The sequence below is a fragment of the Tabrizicola sp. T46 genome, from assembly GCF_057219895.1.
This window is the reverse complement of record NZ_JBXVVV010000002.1, coordinates 311,410-326,321: the sequence shown is the minus strand read 5'-3', so window position 1 is coordinate 326,321 and position 14,912 is coordinate 311,410. Positions and strand designations below refer to the sequence as shown.

Here is a 14,912-nt window from a genome sequence, read left to right as displayed (position 1 = left end):
AAGTTTTGTTTGCCTGAATCACCCCCTGGCGCGAGAAAGTTGCCAAGGGGTAGTGAAGGGAACAAGTTGATGGGATTTCGGACCGAACTTTTCGCAGCGATGATCCTGGCCGCGGCCGGGGATGCCAACGCCCAGCAGTCAGAGGTGCTGTTTTCGCACAAACATTGGGAAGTGCAGGTAGTTGGATGGGATGACGGGTCGGTTGGTTGCGTGGCCCAGGTCACCGCGCCGGGTGAGACCTTCTCGATCTGGACCTATCCGGACGGCGCGGTGCAGCTGCAGTTCTATTCGACCGCCTGGGAGTTCGGCGAAACCGGGGACACCGCCGACCTTGAGGTCCAGATCGACCGCCGCGCGCCGTGGAATCTGACAGGGGCCGAACTTTACAAGAATTCGGTGCTCTTCTACCTGCCTGACAGTCAGGCAGGTGTCGATTTCATCGTCGAGGTGGCACAAGGCAGCCGGCTTTATCTGCGTTCTGACGATGGGTCTGATGTGCAGAACTACTCGCTGTCCGGGTCGCGCGCCTCGATCGATGCGTTGGTGGAATGCGGGGATGCAATCGGACGGCCGAGCAACCCGTTCAACTGACGCCTAAAGCGCGTCGGTATCCATCCAGATCGTCACCGGGCCGTCATTCACAAGGCTGACCGCCATGTCCGCCCCAAAGCGGCCGTTGGCAACCGGGACGCCTTCCGCCGCAAGGCAGGCACTGAAGTGGAGGTAAAGCCGCTCGCCCAGATCGGGGGCGGCCGCAGTCGAAAAACCGGGCCGGTTGCCACGCAGGTCGGCGGCCAAGGTGAATTGGCTGACCACCAGGGCCGAGCCGCCGATGTCGCGGACCGACAGGTTCATCTTGCCCTGATCGTCCTTGAAGATCCGCAGCTTGGCGATCTTGCCCGCAAGCTTTTCGGCCTGGGCCTCGCTATCGCCGGACATGGCACAGACGAGGATGAGAAGGCCTGGGCCAGTCTCGCCAATCAGCTCACCGGCGACGTGAACCCGTGCCTCGGTGACGCGCTGAAGGACCGCCCTCACAGCTCGTGCGACCAGGGCGGGTTGGCACCTGCGCGGCTGACGGTCACCGCCGCCGCCCGCGTGCCAAGCGACAGGGCCGCATCCAGCGTTGCGTCGTCCAAGGCCGCAACGCCGGCCTTGGTCAGCGCCTTGGCCTGATGCAGCGCTGCAAGGACGCCCGCGTTGAACGTATCGCCTGCGCCGACCGTATCGACGACCGTGACCGGGGTGGCGGCAACGAAACGGTCCTGAGTGGCCGTGACCGCGCGGGCGCCTTTCGCCCCCTCGGTGATGAAGACAACCTTCGGCCCCTTCGCAAGGATCCCACGCGCAAGCGCCACGAGGTCGCCCTGCCCTTCCAGCCAGTGCAAATCCTCATCGGAAAGCTTCACGATATCCGCTCGCGCCAACATCCGTTCGATCCGTGCGCGGTATTCGGCTTCCTTCCCGGCGATGAAACCGGGGCGGATGTTGGGGTCGACCATGGTCACCCGTTTCGCGGATTCGCGGGCCTGCAGCGCCTCATAGGTCGAAGCGGCGGGGTCGTTCACCAGGCTGATCCCGCCGAGGAACAGGGTTGTGACATCTGAGGGCAGGACCGGCAGCTGGTCGGTCGACAGCATCCGGCCTGCCGTGGCCTCGTCATAAAAGGCATAGGTCGCCTGGCCGTTGACCAGCTTGACGAAGGCCACCGTGGTGGGCCGGTCGGATCGGGCAAGATAGCGGGTGTCGACCTTCGATGCGGTCAGCGTATCGGCCAGGATCTCGCCAAGCATGTCATTGGAAACGCCCGAGAAAAACGCCGATGGCGCTCCCATCCGCCCCAACGCGATGGCCGTGTTGAAGACCGCGCCCCCGGCGTAAGGGGCAAAGCAGGCCTCGCCCGAGGTCGAGGTGCGGGGCAGCATGTCGATCAGTGCCTCGCCACAGCTGAGAATCATCGGCTCCTCCGTCGGATCGCATCTGGCCCTGTTAGCGCCAACATGGCCGTCAGGGTTGCACATAGCCCCCCTTATTCTGCCACGCCAGCAGGAATTCGCCATGATCCGTGTCATGGCGCGTTCCGTCCCATCCGAAGAGACTTGGGGTCTTCGCAGGAAAGGAGGATCCAATGGTCGAGAAATCCACAGCGGGCAACTTCTGGCCTTCGCTTTACGAGCCCTTCCGGATGATGGGAACCCGGCTTGCCGACTGGCTGTCACCGGCCTCGGAAGCCAGCCAGAACGGCGATGGTTACCGAATTGCCATTGAACTTCCGGGTGTTGCCGAGGACGACATCCACGTCACGGTCGAGGAGGGCGTGCTGCAGATCCGCGGCGAGAAGAAGAGCGAGCGCGAAGAGAAGGGTGACACCTGGTACTTCTCAGAGCGCCAGTTCGGCAGCTTCAGCCGAAGTTTCCGGCTGCCGGGAGATGCCGATGCTGGCCAAGTGAAGGCCGAGATGAAGGACGGCGTGCTGACGATCACCGTTCCGAAGAAGGCCGCACCGGCCGCTGCGGCGCGGGTGCCGATCACGAAGGCCTGAAGAACGGGGCAAGGTTGGCTCTGACCCGGGCGAGCGGGGTTTCCCCGCTCGCATCCGGGACAAAGGCCTGGCCGGTGATCCGTTCGAAGGCGTCGATATAGACTCTGGACGTTTTCTCGATCATTTCCAAGGGGATAGCCGGGATCGGGTCCTTGTAGGGATCGCAGCGCGCGACGACCCAAGACCGGATCACGTCCTTGTCGAAACTGGGCGGACGGCTGCCCGACGCCAGCGCCTCCGGGTAGCCTTCGGCGATCCAGTAGCGGCTGGAGTCGGGCGTGTGGATTTCATCCGCAAGAAAGATCCTGCCTTCGGCGTCGGTGCCGAATTCGTATTTCGTGTCGACAAGGATCAGACCGCGCTCAGCGGCGATCTTCTGACCCCGGGCGAACAGCGCGAGTGCGGTCTCACTAACCTCGTCCCATTGAGATTTCGTCAAGAGACCGGTTTCCACGATCTCGGCAGCCGTCAGCGGTTCGTCATGACCGCCGTCGAAGGCCTTGGAGGTGGGAGTGATGATCGCCTGCGGCAGGGCCTCGTTGTCCCTGAGACCGTCGGGAAGCCTGTGGCCGTACATCTGCCGCGCGCCGGCCTTGTACTGGGTCAGGATCGAGGTGGAGGTGGTGCCGGCGAGGTAGCCGCGGACTACCACCTCGACCGGCAGGATGGTAACGCGTTTGCAATGAACGACGTTCGGGTCGGGATAGCCGATGACATGGTTCGGGGCGATGTCGGCGGTCGCATCGAACCAGTGGCGGGCAAGCTGGGTCAGGACCTGGCCCTTCCACGGGATCACCGCAAGTATCTGATCGAACGCGGAAATCCGGTCGGACGAGATCAGAAGGCGCGTGCCGTCCGGAAGGTCATAACAGTCGCGCACCTTGCCGAAATAGGGGTTCGGAAGCTCGGGTATCCGCGCGTGCGGCAGGGTGCGGGAAAGGTCGATCTGCGTCATTCGGGCCCCCGGTCAGGTGCCTGCTTCTTCGGGGTTTTCGCCCCTTAGTCAAGGCGCATCAGGGCAGGACAGCGACCCCCGCATCTCGCCGCTGTCGCCCTGCAGGCTGCTTTCCCGAAGCTTGCATCCCGTGACCCGTGGAATGAGTTCAATCATCGTGGCCCGGATCTCCTGGTGTTCGCCACGGGAGGCGTAGCCGAGGCGGATGACCTCCACCCGTTCGCCTTTTTGGAAGACGGCATAGTCCCGCCCGTTCACGTTCACGTCGGTGCGGGTGGCGCCGAGGAATTCGGGGGCAGGAGAGGCCCCACAGGCAGCAAGGAAAATCAATGGGATGAGGGCTTTCATGGGGTCAGGATGGCAGGGCTTGGTTGACGGGGGGTTAAGCGTCTTCCTTCCGTCTTCCTTGCGTCTTCCTTCCGTCTTCCGTCCGTCTTCCCTCCGCCGCGCTGCGGAGCGCAGGGTCAATTCGCGTCTACGGCATCACAAGACCCCGGCCAGCCCCGGCGGGGAACCTTTTCCGGAGCGGGCTGTTGTGCCGGCAGACCAATGAAGGAGCCGACCCATGACCCGACTGATCGTTCTGCTTGCCCTTCTGGGCACCGCCGCCTGCGAAACCATCGAAGGCGCAGGCCAGGGTATCGAGAACGCCGGAGAGGCGATCACTGAAGAGTCGCAGGAGGCACAGTCCGGGATGTGACCGGCCCGTCTTGAAGGAGAACCCCCATGACTGCTGGCATCAAGGCCGTGGCGCTGCTTGCCTTTCTGCTCATCGCCGCCTGCGGCCCCCTCGTCGGCGCCAGAGCCGCCGTTGCGGTGGACGAGGCGAAAGAGCGTGACGAAGGCGGGGACGGGTTGTTCTGACCCGCGCTTGATTTTCGTACAGCGGGGGAAGTAGGACGTCCTCGCCATCAAGGACATGCGCCTGGCGCGGCGGATAAGTTTCGCAATCGAGTCGCTTGCCGATGACCCAAGGCCGCCGGGCTGCCGCAAGCTGGAAGGCCGAGACAACGCGTGGCGGGTCCGAGTCGGGACCTGGCCGGTGATCTACCAGATCGAGGAGGACCGGGTGGTGGTGCTGGTGGTGAAGGTCGCGCCAAGGAGGGATATTGGTAGGTAGGAGTCGGGGAGAACCCTACCTTACGCTTGCTTAATGTGCTCGTCGCGCGTCGATTTAATGAACTGAATTGAGCTCAACCGCACAGCTTGATGGCGATCTCTCATTTGCAATTCCATCCAACGATCACTCCAAATATACTCTAAAGATTCAATGAGAATATTGTAGCACGCACTGCTGTTGATGTGAGCAAGATCAACATTTGGCTGGCCTAGCACCTGTGAAAAATGGGCTTTTCCAAGTTCAGATCCAGACTCGATCTTGTATTCAGACATCTGAGAGACGGCCAGAACATTTGGATGCGCACCCATGTCAATCAGCGCCTCATAAGTTGAACGGATTCCAGACGCAAGGTTCGCACTCTTTTCCTCTATGATGGCGAGAGCCCTTGCCCAGCCTTCCCTCTTGAACCTTCGGGCAAGGGCTTCATCGTGGTGACGCGCCTTACAAGCCTCGTGAAACTCACCATCAAACCGAAAAAGCAAAGCATAGCCGATGCTTTCAATTGCCTGCCTTTGCACTGGAGGTGCTTGAATCACGAGGCCCATCCGGGAAAGCAACGTAGCAACTCTCAGACTTCCCCAAGCCAAAGCGATCATTTTCAGGGACGAAACGTTGCTGGCCCGCTCCCAATCGGTAAAGAACAGACGAAGTAGCTCATCCGCCTGTCCAATACAAATTGGATGAGGAGCGCCTGCATTGTTCAAAGCAGCATCGAGAAAAGTCGAGGCAGAGAGATCGCCGATAATCTCTCTCGCTTCCTCACCCATCCATCTTCAGCGCCGAAATAAACGCCTCCTGCGGGATCTCGACCTTGCCGAACTGGCGCATCTTCTTCTTGCCCGCCTTCTGCTTCTCAAGCAGTTTCTTCTTCCGGGTCGCGTCGCCGCCGTAGCACTTCGCGGTCACGTCCTTGCGCATGGCCGAGATCGTCTCGCGGGCGATCACCCGGCCGCCGATGGCCGCCTGGACAGGGATCTTGAACATGTGGCGGGGGATCAGGTCCTTGAGCTTCTCGACCATCGACCGGCCGCGAGCCTCGGCCCGGTCGCGGTGGACCATCATGCTTAGGGCGTCGACGGGTTCGTCGTTCACCAGGATCGACATCTTCACCAGGTTGTCCTCGCGGTATTCGCTGATCTGGTAGTCGAACGACGCGTAGCCCTTGGTCACCGATTTCAGGCGGTCGTAGAAGTCGAACACCACTTCGGCCAGCGGCAGGTCGTATTCGACCATCGCGCGGTTGCCGGCGTAGGTGAGGTTCAGCTGGATGCCGCGGCGGTCCTGGCAGAGCTTCAGGATGTCGCCGAGATACTCGTCGGGGACCATGATCGTGGCCTTGATCCGCGGCTCTTCGATATGGTCGACGTAAGTGAGGTCGGGCATGTCGGCGGGGTTGTGGAGGTCGCGCACCTCGCCGTCCTTCATGAAGAGCTTGAAGACGACGGAAGGCGCGGTGGTGATCAGGTCGAGGTCATATTCGCGCTCCAGCCGGTCACGGACAACCTCGAGGTGGAGAAGGCCGAGGAAGCCCATGCGGAAGCCGAAGCCGAGGGCGGCGGAGGTCTCCATCTCGTAGGTGAAGGAGGCGTCGTTGAGGGCGAGTTTCTCGATGGCGTCACGCAGCGCCTCGAAGTCGTTGGCGTCGACTGGAAAGAGGCCGCAGAAGACGACGGGGACCGAGGGTTTGAAACCCGGCAGCGCCTCGGCGCAGGGTTTGCGTTCGTGGGTGATGGTGTCGCCGACGCGGGTGTCGCGGACCTGCTTGATCGAGGCGGTGAAGACGCCGATCTCGCCCGGCCCAAGCTCGGCGATGTCGCGCATCTCGGGCTTGAGGACGGCGAGCTTGTCGATCCCGTAGAGGGCGCCAGTCTGCATCATGCGGATGCGGTCGCCCTTTTTCACCACGCCATCGACGACGCGGATCATGACGACGACGCCGAGATAGGCGTCGTACCAGCTGTCGACGAGCATCGCCTTGAGGGGTGCGTTCCTGTCGCCCTTGGGGGCGGGAAGGCGGTGGACGATGGCCTCCAAGACGTCGGGGATGCCGAGGCCGGTCTTGGCCGAGATCGGGATGGCGTCCGAGGCGTCAAGGCCGATGACGTCCTCGATGTTCTGCTTCACCCGCTCGGGTTCGGCTGCCGGAAGGTCGATCTTGTTCAGGACCGGCACGATCTCATGCCCCGCATCCAGCGCCTGGTAGACGTTGGCCAGCGTCTGGGCCTCGACCCCCTGGGAGGCGTCAACGACGAGGAGCGAGCCTTCGACGGCGCGCATCGACCGCGACACCTCATAGGCGAAGTCGACGTGGCCGGGGGTATCGATCAGGTTGAGGATGTAATCCTTGCCGTCCTTGGCGCGATAGTCGATGCGGACGGTGTTGGCCTTGATCGTGATCCCGCGTTCGCGTTCGATGTCCATCGAGTCCAGTAGCTGGGCCTTCATGTCGCGGTCGGCGACGGTGCCCGTCGACTGGATCAGCCGGTCGGCAAGGGTGGATTTGCCGTGGTCGATATGCGCCACGATCGAGAAGTTGCGGATGTGCGAAAGCTCGGTCATGGGGGGCATATGCGGGGGAACGGGCGGGTCGTCAAGCATGCCCAAGACCCGTACCCCCTTGGCCCGGTCCAAATGCCCGGAATTGGCCAGAAATGCTGCTTGGCCGGGCCCCCTCAGGCCGCGGCGGGCAGGTCCAGAGCCGCCCGTATCGCAGCCAGTGCGCTGGGGGGAAGTGTAGCGTGCACGGCGCCGTCCATCACGGCGGCGAAGGCCGATGCCGGCATCGCCGCGCGCATGCCCGCCAACATGCCGACGCGCTCGGGGTGGCTGATGGCCGGAACGATCAGTCGCAGGTATCCCATCATCTTGGCCGGATCGATGTTGCTCACGACCTGTCCTTCGATGGCCTGCAACTCGTCATCCGTGAACAACCGGTGCATCGCGCCGAGCAGTTCGGTTTCCTCGCCGTCCATGTGAAGGTAATCGGCTGCGACGAAACGGGCGTAGCGGGCGTAAAGCCTTTGTCCTGTGGCGGAACGTTCGGCGCCGGTCGCGGCGACCAGGGTGTCGAGAATTCCGAAGATTTCGTCAATGGCGCGTTCATGGTCGTCGTGTCCTTCGTGTGCCTGGGCGGTGGCGGTCGGTTCCCGCGCCTCGATCGCCGGGTGGATGATGGATTCCTCGGTGTCGAGGTGGCCAAGGGCCAGCGACAGGAAGTCACGAACCGCCTGGGCGGTGCCGGCCGCGTCTGCGGCATCGGCAAAGTCCGTTGCGCCGATCCTTTCGAGAAGCCGCGCGTGGCCCAGCCTGAGGCCGCGGTGGATCGCATGGTACATGTTGTGGCGGCCCGGGACCGGTCGCTCTCCAGTTGTTGTCATTTGGGTCTCCTTTGCCGGCCGGAATGGCCGCCCGCCGGTGATATGGCGTTGCCTGAGTTAGAGAATTACCACATAATCAGAAAGAAAATCTGGAAAATCACACATAATCTCATGGACCGTCTGCGCGCCCTTTCCGTTTTCGTCCGCGTCGCGGAGCGCGGCAGCTTTTCCGCGGCCGCGGCAGATCTGGGCCTGTCGCACGGAATGGCCGGTGCCGTCGTGAAGGAGATTGAGGCAGGTCTCGGCGTTGAGCTGATCCGGCGCACGACCCGTCGCATGGCCTTGACGGAAGAGGGCCTGATCTATCTGGCCCGCGCGCGCCGAATCCTAGAAGACTACGACGATCTGGAAGAATCGCTTTCCACGCGTGGGGCGGCGAAGGGCCGGTTGAAGGTGCAGGCTCCGGTCGCCCTGTCCCGATTGGTGCTGGCCCCGTCTTTGGGTCCGTTCCTGTCGGCCCATCCGGACCTGCGCTTGTCCCTGGTATCGCGCGACCAGTTGCCCGACATGGTGGCTGACGACATCGATATCCTGCTTTACGTCGGCGCGCTGCCCGACAGCGCGCTGACGGTCCGAACACTCGGCCGCTTTCCCCTGATCACCGTCGCCGCCCCGGCCTATCTTGAGTCGCGAGGAGCACCAGAGACCCTTGCCGACCTTGACCGTCACCAGCTTCTGGACGTGACCTCGGCCACGACCGGTCGACCCCTGCCCTGGCAATTCCATGTGGATGGACGGACAATTCTGCGTCCGGCGAACGCGCGGCTGGCCTTCGAAAACAGCGAGGCCGCGGTGGCGGCGGCGCTGTCGGGTGCCGGGATCGTCCAGAACATCTCTTACGTCCTGTCCGATCATCTTGCCTCCGGCCGTCTGGTCGAGGTGCTGGGGCAGCATCGCGATCCCGGGTCGGAACTGCACATGGTCACGCGGCGCTATGCGGTTCCACCCGGACGCATCCGCGTCTTTTCGGACCATGTGAGAAAGCTGGCACGAAGCCTGCGCGAGGCCGTGCCGCCCGTTGCCTCGGGCGGGAAGCTTCAGCCCGACATCACGTGACGGTCAAACGCAGTTCTGGCCGGGCGGTACGACAACTCCGTTCGGCGTCACTCATTGTGGCGCGCCTGAAGAACGACCGAGGTGGTGCAAGCAGGGGGACTGTCGGGCCGCCCATGCGGCATCCTTCCATTCTTGACCGAGGTTGGGAAACGCACCAGTCTGCCGAACAGGTGCAGAGGCCAGTAGAATGGACGACAGGAACTACGGCACCGAGGACGCCCGAGGGAACTGGACCCCGACGAAGCCGATCACGTACGGGCCGGCCTTTGATTGGCCGCCGGACCCCAAGCGACTGGCAAAGTGGCTATTCGGGTTTCCGGGGTACTTCCTTCCGTGGAACGTCCTTTATGCGCTGGTTGCGCTGGTCCTGTGGACCTGGTTCTCGCCCGACCTTGAGACGACGAAGGAGCTGGCACCGGGCTGGATCGCCTATCTGCTGGTCCGCAACCTGATCCTCGCGGTGCTGGTCTACGGGGCCTGGCACCTGTGGCTTTACAGCTGGCGGAAGCAGGGGACGCTTTTCAAGTACAACCGGCAGTTCCCGAGGGAGAAGCAGCCCGGCTTCCGCTTTGGCAACCAGACGTATGACAACATGTTCCACAGCCTCGCGAGCGGGGTACCGATCTGGACGGCCTACGAGGTGTTGCTGTTGTGGGCCTATGCCAATGGCTGGGCGCCGATGGTGACCTTCGCCGAAAGCCCGGTCTGGTTCGTGGCGGTCTTTTTCCTCGTGCCGCTGATCCACGAAGTGGGGTTCTACTTCTGCCACCGCCTGCTGCATTTTTCCCCGCTTTACGAGATCGCGCACAAGCTGCATCACCGTAACGTCAACCCCGGCCCCTGGTCGGGGTTGTCGATGCATCCGATCGAGCATGTGATCTACTTCTCGACGATCCTTCTCTTCTTCCTCATCCCGAGCCACCCGGTGCACATGATCAACCTTGCCTCGCGGCTGGGGGTCTCGCCGGCGCAGGGGCATACGGGGTTCGACCGGGTGGTCCTGGGCGGGGAGACGAGTTTCGAAGCGAGCTATTATGCCCATTACCTGCACCACAAGTATTTCGAGGTGAACTATGCCGACGGGATGGTGCCCTTGGACCGCTGGTTCGGGTCGTTCCATGACGGGACACCCGAGGCGCATGAGGCGATGAAGGCGCGCAGGCAGCGGCGGGCGGGCTGAGCGGGGGCTCCTCGTACGACTTCGTCTTCTCGTCGCATGGGATCAGCGACGAGCGCATGAAATGCGACGAGGAGCGGCGTCAGCCGATGCGGTAATCCCGCGCGTGATCCGGCAGTGGGATGCCGGGGGCGAGGTCCGGGGCGGGCTCCGGCGCGCCCATGGTCAGGCGGATCGGCAGGACCCCGGCCCAGACTGGCCAGTCGCGGTCTTTGGGCGGGTCGGAGGGTGGGCCGGCGGAGACCTTGGCAGAGGCCTCGGTCAAGGGCAGCGACAGGATGCGGGTGGCCTTCAGTTCCTGCGCGGTGATCGGACGCAGCTGGTCCCAGCGGCCGGGGAACATCTGCTCCATCATCGCGCGGAGGTGATGTTTTTTGGCAGCAGCCCCTTCCACCACCTCGGCCTGGCCGAAGACCATCACCGCGCGGTAGTTCACCGAATGCTCAAGGCCCGAGCGGGCGAGGACCATGCCGTCGGTCAGGGTGACGGTGACGCAGACCTGCGCATCGGCGGCGCGCTTCTGCATCCGGCTGGCGGAAGAGCCGTGCCAGAAGATCTGGTCGCCTTCGCGCCATTGCAGGGTTGGCGTGACCACGGGAAAACCGTCGACGATGTGGCCGACATGAGCGACGGGCATCGCGTCAAGGATCGCGTCGATCACCGCGCGGTCGTAGGCGGCCTTTTCGTGCAGACGGCGGACACGGGTTCGGGGCGAGGGTGGCGGGGTCATGCGGGGTCACCATTGGGTCGGCTGGATGTGCCACTGCATCTTGTAGGACCGGGGGAGGGGTGCCTCGAAGTCTAGCGACACTCGGCAGATTCTTGCCAAGTGCATGTCATGCTTGAAAAAATTGCTTTGAACGGGCAGACTACATGGCAGAAAACGACCGGGAGGGTGGGCCTGTGATGGCCCCCCGGGCCGGCAAAGAGGCAGATGAGCATGAAAACCACCACGCTTGCCGCGGTTGCGGCAGTTCTTCTTCCGGTTCTGTCGACGGCTGCGATGGCGGGGCCGATCGAACGCGCCTGCATGGCTTCGGACCGCGGGGGCAACCGGTCGCTTTGCGGCTGCATTCAGGGGGCGGCGGATGTCACCCTGTCGCGCGGCGATCAGCGGCGAGCCGCGAAGTTCTTCAGCGACCCGGAGCGGGCGCATCAGACCTGGATATCGCAGACGGCGGCGGATGACGCCTTCTGGGACCGCTACAAGCAGTTCGGTGAGACGGCAAAGGCGTCCTGCTCGGGCTGAGACGTGCCGTAAGCAGGGGCCTGGCGGGTCAAGGCCGTAAGGCCCTGGCCGAAAGCCAGCAATCCGGGGCGGTGTCGTCTGATCGGGACAAAGCAAAAGGCCCCGCCTTCCGGTCGAAGGCGGGGCCTTTGCATGGAGCGACAAGGATCAGGCGGCGGCCTGGGCCTTGGCGATCTCTTTCTTGATCTTCAGCGCGGCGTCGGACAGTTCCTCGTCCTTGGCCTTCGCGAGATAGGCGTCAAGCCCGCCGCGATGGTCGACCGAGCGCAGGGCTGCAGCGGTGACGCGCAGCTTGAACGACTGGCCGAGCACGTCCGAGATCAGCGTGACCTCGTTCAGGTTCGGGAGGAACCGGCGACGGGACTTGTTGTTGGCGTGGGAGACGGTGTTACCCGACATCGGCCCCTTGCCGGTGAGTTCGCAGACGCGCGACATTGCGGTGTTCCTTCGGTTCGTCAATAGGGAAAGGGGCAGAGAATCCCCGGCCCTTGCATTCGATTGGGGGCGTGTAAGGGCAAACGCAGGAAGCGTCAAGCAGGAAGCGGCTGCCCTTGTTGGTCTCGTATGGCCCCAACCCGGCGTCAAGGCGACAGCGTGGCAGAGCGGGCGGCGGCGGTTTCAGCAGCCTCAAGCCGGCCCGCCTTGCGGCAGCCTTCGGACCGGTTGCGCCAGTAGCGTGCCGATTCGGAGCGTAGGGTGCGATGGATGCGGACGACCTCGGCGGCAGAGGCGCCGGGGGCGAGGCTGAGGGCCTGAAGCCTGCGAAAGCCACCGTTTTCGCCAAGCGCATTGGTGGCCGGGTGACCGCCGAAGGGAAGCGGAGCCCGTCTGATCGCCGGCATCGTCTGCGTGATGAGGTTGGCATGTGCCCGGTCCAATGGGCGGAAGGGGTCGAAGATCACGATCCCGGTGAGGTCGGGCTTGCCGTGGACGGCGAGGCTGCCGAGGCGACCGTCGAAGTCCTTGCCTTCGCGGTAGCGCCGTTCCTCCGGAAGGACGGTGCGGTCGAGGGTGAACTGCGGCGAGACGAGGATTGCCTGGTCAAGGTCCAGCGCGCGGGCAAGGCGCAGGGCCCCGTAGCCGCCCATCGAATAGCCAAGGGCAAGCGCGGTGGAGAACCGGGGGCGGAGGGAGGCAAGCGCGGCCTCAAGCTCCGGTGTCTCGGCGTTCAGGAACCAGTCGTTCCAGCGCGACTGGATGCGGAGATGGGCAAGCCCTGCGGCCAGCGCCCCGCCTACGGGGCCGGCCTCGGTAAAGCTGCCGGGATCGGGGATGCGCTGGCGGAAGGTGACGTAGAGCGTTGTCGCATTGGTCTTCGGCAGCCAGAGGTCGGCGCGGAGGCGGTCCCCGTCGAAGACCCGGGTGGCATCCGGCATCAGCGGGCGCGGCCGAGAAGGGTGAGGACTTCGGCTGCAGCGGCCTCGGGCGTCAGTTCACCGGCGGAGACGCGGTCGCCGAAGCCTGACATGAGGCCGCGCTGCGGTTCGGCCTCGAGGACGGCAAGAAGTCCGCGGCGGACCTCTTCCTGGAACCAGTGCCGGGCCTGGGCGGCGCGGATGCGGTCCCAGTGGCCCTCTGCCCGGCGCCAGGCAACAAGGGTCTGCATCGCCTCCCATGCCTGGGAGAGGCCATCACCCGAGATGGCGGAGACCGGCAGCGCCATCGGGTAGCCCTTCGGGTCCTGCGGGCGGCGGCGGAGAAGCTGGAGCGCGCCGGAATAGTCGGCGACAGTGCGCATGGCGGCGGGCTTGAGGTCGCCATCGGCCTTGTTGACGAGGATAAGGTCGGCCATTTCCATGATCCCGCGCTTGACCCCCTGCAACTCGTCCCCGCCCGCCGGGGCGAGGAGGAGGAGGAAGAGGTCGCAAAGCTCGGCCACCACGGTTTCGGACTGGCCCACACCCACCGTCTCGATCAGCACGACGTCGAAACCCGCCGCCTCGCAGAGCGCCACCGCCTCGCGGCTGCGGCGGGCGACGCCGCCAAGCTGGGTCTGGCTGGGCGAGGGGCGGATGAAGGCGCGGGGGTCGCGCGAGAGGCGTTCCATCCGGGTCTTGTCGCCCAGGATCGAGCCACCGGAGCGGGAAGAGGAGGGGTCGACAGCCAGCACGGCGACCTTGAGCCCCTGCCCGGTCAGCATCAGGCCGAAGGCTTCGATGAAGGTGGATTTGCCGACCCCGGGGGTGCCGGATAGGCCGATGCGGAGCGCCTGCGGGCCGGAGCGAAGCATATCGAGCAGCGCCAGCGCCTCGGCCCGGTGATCGGCGCGAGCGCTTTCCACCAGCGTGATCGCACGGGCCAGCGTGCGACGGTCACCGGCGCGAAGGGCGTCTGCCATGGCGGCAATGTCGAGGGGCGGGGCCATGGCCCCTTGTGGCAAGTCTTGGCGGCGCTGAAAAGGGGCCGCGCGTGAATGCACTGCGGCCGCCGCTGCCGCCTCAGGCCAGCGCCAGGACCGGCCCGTCCATCAGCCGCATCAGGTCGCCGAAATAGCCGCCCGACCGGGCCGGCTGCGTCGGGTCCGAGGTGATGGCCAGCGCAAGTTCCGCCCCGGGGTTGGCGCCGATGACCTGCCCGCCATAGCCGCGGGCGATGATCCAGCCGCTTTCGCTGAGAAACCAGCCCAGGCCGTAACCGAGGCCGGAGAAGGGCGAGCGGGTCTTCGGGACCTGCGAGGCGGCAACCCAGGCCGGATCGATCACCTGCACCCCGTCGAACTTGCCACCGTCTCGCATCAGGATGGCCACGCGCAGCATCGCCTCGGGTGTCAGCGACATTTCGTTGCCGCCGAAGTAAAAGCCCTGCGGGTCGCGCGTCCAGCCCGGGATCTCGATTCCGAGCGGCTTTCCCAGACGCTCGCGCATCAGTTGGCGCAGGTCCTTGCCGGTGGCCGAGGCGATGGCCGCGCCAAGGACATGCGTGGTCCCGGTCGAATAGATCATGCGGCCCCCGTTCGGCGCGATCCGTGGCTGACGGAGCGCGTGGGCGATCCAGTTCCGCGAACTGACCCAGGCGCCGTAATCCCCGCCGGAGGTGCTTTCGAGCCCGGCCCGCAGGGTGACAAGGTCGCCCATCGTCAGGTCGGCGACGCCTTCGGTCGCATCGTCGGGGATCAGGTCCGGCGCGACATTTCCGAGCCGTGCCTCGAGACCCGCGATCTCGCCCTTTGCGATGGCCACCCCGAGGACCAGGGCGACAAGGCTTTTCGAGCAGGACTTGATGTTCGCCACCCGGTCCAGCCCGCCGCCGCGCGGGGCTTCGGCCAGAACGCGTTCGCTGCCGCGCTGCACAAGGATGGCATGAAGCTGGGGCAGGCCAAGGGCCGCCTCACGCAGCGCCGCCACGGGATCGGTCTCTGCGCGGAGCGGCGCGGGGAGGGCGAGGGCGGCAGCGAAGGCGGCGGAGAACCGGCGGCGGGTGAGCATGGAACCTCGGG

At 64.6% G+C, this 14,912-nt stretch carries 20 protein-coding genes; 8 read left to right on the top strand and 12 right to left on the bottom strand.

The annotated features are described in order from the left end of the window. The first annotated feature begins 69 nt into the window (after window positions 1-69). Window positions 70-591, top strand: a complete 522-nt coding sequence (locus tag AC2D9V_RS09140; RefSeq protein ID WP_484713760.1) for a DUF1176 domain-containing protein — start codon at window positions 70-72, stop codon at window positions 589-591. A gap of 3 nt (window positions 592-594) precedes the next feature. On the opposite strand, the gene dtd is transcribed toward AC2D9V_RS09140, so the two are convergent. Further along, a complete protein-coding gene (gene dtd / locus AC2D9V_RS09135) occupies window positions 595-1,038 on the bottom strand; it encodes a D-aminoacyl-tRNA deacylase (protein ID WP_484713759.1) in 444 nt (147 codons plus the stop codon). Then, complete coding sequence (locus AC2D9V_RS09130; RefSeq protein WP_484713758.1) at window positions 1,035-1,958, bottom strand: carbohydrate kinase family protein; 924 nt, start codon at window positions 1,956-1,958, stop codon at window positions 1,035-1,037. The genes dtd and AC2D9V_RS09130 overlap by 4 nt, the downstream gene beginning before the upstream one ends. A 170-nt stretch (window positions 1,959-2,128) precedes the next feature. On the opposite strand from AC2D9V_RS09130, the gene AC2D9V_RS09125 reads away from it, so the two are divergent. Further along, the gene (locus AC2D9V_RS09125) at window positions 2,129-2,542 is read left to right on the top strand and encodes an Hsp20/alpha crystallin family protein (RefSeq protein ID WP_484713757.1); all 414 of its coding nucleotides are present in this window, start codon (window positions 2,129-2,131) and stop codon (window positions 2,540-2,542) included. On the opposite strand, the gene AC2D9V_RS09120 is transcribed toward AC2D9V_RS09125, so the two are convergent. After that, window positions 2,529-3,497 (bottom strand): phosphoribosylaminoimidazolesuccinocarboxamide synthase, encoded by a 969-nt coding sequence (locus AC2D9V_RS09120; protein WP_484713756.1) that lies wholly within the window; start codon window positions 3,495-3,497, stop codon window positions 2,529-2,531. The genes AC2D9V_RS09125 and AC2D9V_RS09120 overlap by 14 nt on opposite strands. A 48-nt stretch (window positions 3,498-3,545) precedes the next feature. Next, on the bottom strand, window positions 3,546-3,845 hold the full coding sequence (locus tag AC2D9V_RS09115; protein WP_484713755.1) for a hypothetical protein: 300 nt from the start codon (window positions 3,843-3,845) through the stop codon (window positions 3,546-3,548). Window positions 3,846-4,062: 217 nt separating this feature from the next. Between AC2D9V_RS09115 and AC2D9V_RS09110 the strand changes: the two genes are divergently transcribed. Genes AC2D9V_RS09110 through AC2D9V_RS09100 form a run of 3 tightly spaced genes read left to right on the top strand, consistent with a single transcriptional unit; the run spans window position 4,063 to window position 4,617 of the window. Next, window positions 4,063-4,197 (top strand): entericidin A/B family lipoprotein, encoded by a 135-nt coding sequence (locus AC2D9V_RS09110; protein ID WP_484713754.1) that lies wholly within the window; start codon window positions 4,063-4,065, stop codon window positions 4,195-4,197. Window positions 4,198-4,223: 26 nt separating this feature from the next. Beyond that, window positions 4,224-4,361, top strand: a complete 138-nt coding sequence (locus AC2D9V_RS09105; RefSeq protein WP_484713753.1) for a hypothetical protein — start codon at window positions 4,224-4,226, stop codon at window positions 4,359-4,361. Window positions 4,362-4,416: 55 nt separating this feature from the next. After that, on the top strand, window positions 4,417-4,617 hold the full coding sequence (locus AC2D9V_RS09100; protein WP_484713752.1) for a type II toxin-antitoxin system RelE family toxin: 201 nt from the start codon (window positions 4,417-4,419) through the stop codon (window positions 4,615-4,617). Window positions 4,618-4,637: 20 nt separating this feature from the next. Here AC2D9V_RS09100 and AC2D9V_RS09095 read toward each other — a convergent pair whose 3' ends face one another. From AC2D9V_RS09095 to AC2D9V_RS09085, 3 genes are all read right to left on the bottom strand, one after another. Next, window positions 4,638-5,384, bottom strand: a complete 747-nt coding sequence (locus tag AC2D9V_RS09095; protein WP_484713751.1) for a hypothetical protein — start codon at window positions 5,382-5,384, stop codon at window positions 4,638-4,640. Then, window positions 5,377-7,176 carry a translation elongation factor 4 gene (gene lepA, locus AC2D9V_RS09090; RefSeq protein ID WP_484713750.1) on the bottom strand — a complete coding sequence of 600 codons (1,800 nt, stop codon included), beginning with the start codon at window positions 7,174-7,176 and terminating at the stop codon, window positions 5,377-5,379. The genes AC2D9V_RS09095 and lepA overlap by 8 nt, the downstream gene beginning before the upstream one ends. 113 nt (window positions 7,177-7,289) lie before the next feature. After that, the gene (locus AC2D9V_RS09085) at window positions 7,290-7,952 is read right to left on the bottom strand and encodes a hemerythrin domain-containing protein (RefSeq protein ID WP_484713749.1); all 663 of its coding nucleotides are present in this window, start codon (window positions 7,950-7,952) and stop codon (window positions 7,290-7,292) included. Between the two features lie 153 nt (window positions 7,953-8,105). Here AC2D9V_RS09085 and AC2D9V_RS09080 point away from each other — a divergent pair, with 153 nt between their 5' ends. Further along, window positions 8,106-9,050, top strand: a complete 945-nt coding sequence (locus AC2D9V_RS09080) for a LysR family transcriptional regulator (RefSeq protein ID WP_484713748.1) — start codon at window positions 8,106-8,108, stop codon at window positions 9,048-9,050. Between the two features lie 187 nt (window positions 9,051-9,237). Further along, window positions 9,238-10,230: a sterol desaturase family protein gene (locus AC2D9V_RS09075; RefSeq protein ID WP_484713747.1), complete on the top strand. Its 993-nt coding sequence runs from the start codon at window positions 9,238-9,240 to the stop codon at window positions 10,228-10,230. Between the two features lie 79 nt (window positions 10,231-10,309). On the opposite strand, the gene AC2D9V_RS09070 is transcribed toward AC2D9V_RS09075, so the two are convergent. Then, window positions 10,310-10,957, bottom strand: a complete 648-nt coding sequence (locus AC2D9V_RS09070; RefSeq protein WP_484713746.1) for a pyridoxamine 5'-phosphate oxidase family protein — start codon at window positions 10,955-10,957, stop codon at window positions 10,310-10,312. Between the two features lie 204 nt (window positions 10,958-11,161). Here AC2D9V_RS09070 and AC2D9V_RS09065 point away from each other — a divergent pair, with 204 nt between their 5' ends. Further along, the gene (locus tag AC2D9V_RS09065) at window positions 11,162-11,476 is read left to right on the top strand and encodes a hypothetical protein (protein WP_484713745.1); all 315 of its coding nucleotides are present in this window, start codon (window positions 11,162-11,164) and stop codon (window positions 11,474-11,476) included. A gap of 147 nt (window positions 11,477-11,623) precedes the next feature. Here the strand turns inward: AC2D9V_RS09065 and rpmB are convergent, their stop codons facing one another. The 4 genes from rpmB to AC2D9V_RS09045 all read right to left on the bottom strand — a co-directional run bounded on the left by rpmB (window position 11,624) and on the right by AC2D9V_RS09045 (window position 14,901). Then, window positions 11,624-11,911 (bottom strand): 50S ribosomal protein L28, encoded by a 288-nt coding sequence (gene rpmB, locus AC2D9V_RS09060; RefSeq protein ID WP_484713744.1) that lies wholly within the window; start codon window positions 11,909-11,911, stop codon window positions 11,624-11,626. Window positions 11,912-12,057: 146 nt separating this feature from the next. After that, entirely contained in the window at window positions 12,058-12,852 is a 795-nt protein-coding gene (locus AC2D9V_RS09055; RefSeq protein WP_484713743.1) for an alpha/beta hydrolase, read from the bottom strand. Then, entirely contained in the window at window positions 12,852-13,841 is a 990-nt protein-coding gene (meaB, locus tag AC2D9V_RS09050) for a methylmalonyl Co-A mutase-associated GTPase MeaB (RefSeq protein ID WP_484713742.1), read from the bottom strand. Before meaB ends, AC2D9V_RS09055 begins: the two co-directional genes overlap by 1 nt. A 73-nt stretch (window positions 13,842-13,914) precedes the next feature. Further along, complete coding sequence (locus AC2D9V_RS09045; RefSeq protein ID WP_484713741.1) at window positions 13,915-14,901, bottom strand: serine hydrolase domain-containing protein; 987 nt, start codon at window positions 14,899-14,901, stop codon at window positions 13,915-13,917. Between the last annotated feature and the right edge of the window lie 11 nt (window positions 14,902-14,912).

Coding starts and splice junctions, on each gene's coding strand:
- AC2D9V_RS09140 (WP_484713760.1), top strand. CDS start 70: ATGGGATTTCGGACCGAACTTTTCGCAGCGATGATCCTGGCCGCGGCC.
- AC2D9V_RS09130 (WP_484713758.1), bottom strand. CDS start 1,958: ATGATTCTCAGCTGTGGCGAGGCACTGATCGACATGCTGCCCCGCACC.
- AC2D9V_RS09125 (WP_484713757.1), top strand. CDS start 2,129: ATGGTCGAGAAATCCACAGCGGGCAACTTCTGGCCTTCGCTTTACGAG.
- AC2D9V_RS09120 (WP_484713756.1), bottom strand. CDS start 3,497: ATGACGCAGATCGACCTTTCCCGCACCCTGCCGCACGCGCGGATACCC.
- AC2D9V_RS09115 (WP_484713755.1), bottom strand. CDS start 3,845: ATGAAAGCCCTCATCCCATTGATTTTCCTTGCTGCCTGTGGGGCCTCT.
- AC2D9V_RS09110 (WP_484713754.1), top strand. CDS start 4,063: ATGACCCGACTGATCGTTCTGCTTGCCCTTCTGGGCACCGCCGCCTGC.
- AC2D9V_RS09105 (WP_484713753.1), top strand. CDS start 4,224: ATGACTGCTGGCATCAAGGCCGTGGCGCTGCTTGCCTTTCTGCTCATC.
- AC2D9V_RS09100 (WP_484713752.1), top strand. CDS start 4,417: ATGCGCCTGGCGCGGCGGATAAGTTTCGCAATCGAGTCGCTTGCCGAT.
- AC2D9V_RS09095 (WP_484713751.1), bottom strand. CDS start 5,384: ATGGGTGAGGAAGCGAGAGAGATTATCGGCGATCTCTCTGCCTCGACT.
- lepA (WP_484713750.1), bottom strand. CDS start 7,176: ATGACCGAGCTTTCGCACATCCGCAACTTCTCGATCGTGGCGCATATC.
- AC2D9V_RS09085 (WP_484713749.1), bottom strand. CDS start 7,952: ATGTACCATGCGATCCACCGCGGCCTCAGGCTGGGCCACGCGCGGCTT.
- AC2D9V_RS09080 (WP_484713748.1), top strand. CDS start 8,106: ATGGACCGTCTGCGCGCCCTTTCCGTTTTCGTCCGCGTCGCGGAGCGC.
- AC2D9V_RS09075 (WP_484713747.1), top strand. CDS start 9,238: ATGGACGACAGGAACTACGGCACCGAGGACGCCCGAGGGAACTGGACC.
- AC2D9V_RS09070 (WP_484713746.1), bottom strand. CDS start 10,957: ATGACCCCGCCACCCTCGCCCCGAACCCGTGTCCGCCGTCTGCACGAA.
- AC2D9V_RS09065 (WP_484713745.1), top strand. CDS start 11,162: ATGAGCATGAAAACCACCACGCTTGCCGCGGTTGCGGCAGTTCTTCTT.
- rpmB (WP_484713744.1), bottom strand. CDS start 11,911: ATGTCGCGCGTCTGCGAACTCACCGGCAAGGGGCCGATGTCGGGTAAC.
- AC2D9V_RS09055 (WP_484713743.1), bottom strand. CDS start 12,852: ATGCCGGATGCCACCCGGGTCTTCGACGGGGACCGCCTCCGCGCCGAC.
- meaB (WP_484713742.1), bottom strand. CDS start 13,841: ATGGCCCCGCCCCTCGACATTGCCGCCATGGCAGACGCCCTTCGCGCC.
- AC2D9V_RS09045 (WP_484713741.1), bottom strand. CDS start 14,901: ATGCTCACCCGCCGCCGGTTCTCCGCCGCCTTCGCTGCCGCCCTCGCC.